Source organism: Paracoccus sp. Z118 (assembly GCF_019061185.1).
Taxonomy (GTDB): Bacteria; Pseudomonadota; Alphaproteobacteria; order Rhodobacterales; family Rhodobacteraceae; genus Paracoccus.
Genome location: NZ_JAHQZU010000080.1, coordinates 1 through 1,754, shown reverse-complemented (window position 1 = coordinate 1,754; position 1,754 = coordinate 1). Strand labels below are relative to the sequence as shown.

The 1,754-nt window shown below is 67.9% G+C and carries 2 protein-coding genes and 2 pseudogenes; all 4 read right to left on the bottom strand.

The features are described 5' to 3' along the window. A pseudogene (locus KTN05_RS17475) lies at positions 1 to 113 on the bottom strand (transposase); the annotation flags it as partial. A gap of 103 nt (positions 114 to 216) precedes the next feature. Continuing rightward, a complete protein-coding gene (locus KTN05_RS18800; RefSeq protein ID WP_371823406.1) occupies positions 217 to 606 on the bottom strand; it encodes a transposase in 390 nt (129 codons plus the stop codon). Continuing rightward, positions 554 to 1,585 (bottom strand): transposase, encoded by a 1,032-nt coding sequence (locus KTN05_RS17470; protein ID WP_371823405.1) that lies wholly within the window; start codon positions 1,583 to 1,585, stop codon positions 554 to 556. The genes KTN05_RS18800 and KTN05_RS17470 overlap by 53 nt, the downstream gene beginning before the upstream one ends. 55 nt (positions 1,586 to 1,640) lie before the next feature. After that, positions 1,641 to 1,754: pseudogene (locus KTN05_RS17465) on the bottom strand (transposase); the annotation flags it as partial.

The window sequence follows — 1,754 nt, the reverse complement described above, 5'->3', positions numbered from 1 at the left end:
GCTTCGGCATCTGCCTTGTTCTCCTGGGCGAAGATCGTCTTCAGCATCGCGGCCACTGCCGTCCGCTGCTTGGCCGGGGCATGGGCGAGCGCATTTCTCATCCAGTGAACGCGGGAGCTGTTGAAGAACTCCTGTTGGCGCTGTCGACGCCCTCAGGTCAGGGTCGGGAGGCGCCGGCTGAACGGCAGATACTGCGGCGCGCGGGAGCTTGCGCAGTCAGCCGACCGGTTGTCGCCGACCCGACACCAGCAAGAACTGGAGAAAACGCATGAGGGCTGCGGCCGCCAGCCGCTTGAGGTTGACGGCCGCAGCCGTCAGGTAGGCCTGGATGCGCATGTTCTGCAGGCCGCACCGCACTGCCCGGGCAAGGCCGTGCCAGGTCTTGGCCTCGCCATGGTAGCCTTCGGAGCGCCAGCGGTGGCGCTGATAGAGCCGGTTATCTTCCTCGCTCCATCTCTCGCGTCGGCGGCGGGCGCGCAGGAGGGCGGGATGATCGGCACCGATCACCACCAACTTCACCTTCCGCCCCTTCGAGATGCAGAGCGCGGCGAGATCACAGCGGACGCAATCCCGCTGGCGCGCGTGGAAGAACCGCCCGTGCTTCACAGGCGCTCCCGGGCGCAGGATCCTGCCCCGCGGGCACTTGACGATGTCGTTGCGAGGGTCGAATCGGAACCGGCGCAGCGGCACGGGACTGCGGATCGGCTCGGCCTTGGTGGGGGATGACGGCGGCAATGTTCCGGCGCTCCAGCCCGCCGAAGATCTTGCCGTAGGCGTAGCCGGCGTCGGCGGTCACGGTGGCGATGGGCGCGCCGGTCGCCGCGGCCGCGGCATCCAGACGTTCAAGCATCTGCTCGCCCTCGTTCACCTCGCCGGTCGTCACCTCGAGGTCGAGCACCACGCCCCTCTCGTCGTCGACGACGCTGTGCTGCTTGTAGCTCGGCTCCAATCGCCGGTTCCGGCCTGAGGTCGCCATGGAAGCATCGGGATCCGTCAGGGAGACCTTCTTGAACTTCCCCGTCTTCTTCGAGTCGCGATGCTGGCGTTCCGTTTCGGGATCGGGCCGGTCATCGCCGTTGGCCGTCACGACCGCCCCGACATGGCGGACCGCGAGGCTCTCCCAGGAGACGTCCGCCCGGATCAGTGACGCATCGACGTGGACGACCTCGCCCCTGGCGATGCCGGTGGCGACGCAGGCCTGCACCGTCCGTTCGAAAATGCGGCGGAACCGTGCAGCGCCCCACCGCTGCCGGATGCGCGTCAGCGAGGAATGATCCGGCAGCCGGTCGTTCATGCCGAAACCGGCGAACCACCGGATGGCCAGATTCACCTGCGCCTCGCGCATCAACCGGCGGTCGTGGACAATCCCTAGCAGGAAGCCGGCCAGCATCAGCCGCACGGCGGCTTCGGGCTCGACGGCGGGACGGCCAACGCCCGCCGCATAGACCTCTGCAACCTCGTCATGCAGCCAGCCGAGATCGAGAACATGGTCCACGCGCGCCAGCACGTGATCGTCCGGGATCAGGTCGCGCAGCGAGCCGCAGACGAAGAACTCCAGCTGCACCCGCGCCCGTCGTTCCAGCATCCGCCGATCCTCCACCGACCGCCAATGAACGTATGGAATCAGCCGTTGCGACCTTTTTCAACAGCCCCACGCGGCAGCGCTGGTGCGTGGCGTTGAACACCCGCCGCGCAGCGGCCCGCAGGCCCTTGTGGTCGTCTGCGACAACCAGCTTCACGCCGCGCAGGCCGCG

Bases quoted from the DNA above. Each gene is read 5' to 3' on its own strand.
- KTN05_RS17470 (WP_371823405.1), bottom strand. From the start codon at position 1,585: ATGCTGGAACGACGGGCGCGGGTGCAGCTGGAGTTCTTCGTCTGCGGC.